The 383-nt window shown below is 38.6% G+C and carries 1 protein-coding gene; it reads right to left on the bottom strand.

The annotated features are described in order from the left end of the window. Positions 1-179: 179 nt before the first annotated feature. A partial coding sequence (locus tag FNJ47_RS46760) for a hypothetical protein (protein ID WP_210256342.1) occupies positions 180-383 on the bottom strand: 204 nt, incomplete at its 5' end.

Genomic DNA, 383 nt, shown 5'->3' with positions numbered 1-383 from the left:
AAGCGAGTCTGCATTTTATGAATATCTGATCCACATATTCCGACTGCTTTTACTGCAACACGAACTTGATCTTTCCCGCAAGTCGCTTCCTCAATTTGTTCTGCTTTTATTACATTATTCTCGTATAACACAGCTGCTCTAATGTTACTATCACCTCTTCTATATCATTAAGACAAAACTTAGAAAATAGCTGCCCAAGCTTGAGAGAATTTAAGAATAACCCAGTTAAAGAAGTTACCACCCATATCAAGTGTACTAACTTGTGTTGCTCCTTTAGGGAATTCGTAAACACCATTCATCATTTCGGTATGAACAAGACCGAAGGCAGTTGCCATAAGAAGAGCTAGTGCAATACCTACAGGTCCAGCTAAAACGGAATGAAG

The organism is Bradyrhizobium uaiense, assembly GCF_010811875.1.
Lineage (GTDB): Bacteria > Pseudomonadota > Alphaproteobacteria > Rhizobiales > Xanthobacteraceae > Bradyrhizobium > Bradyrhizobium uaiense.
The sequence above is the reverse complement of the archived record's forward strand: the minus strand, read 5'-3'. Positions and strand labels throughout refer to the sequence as shown.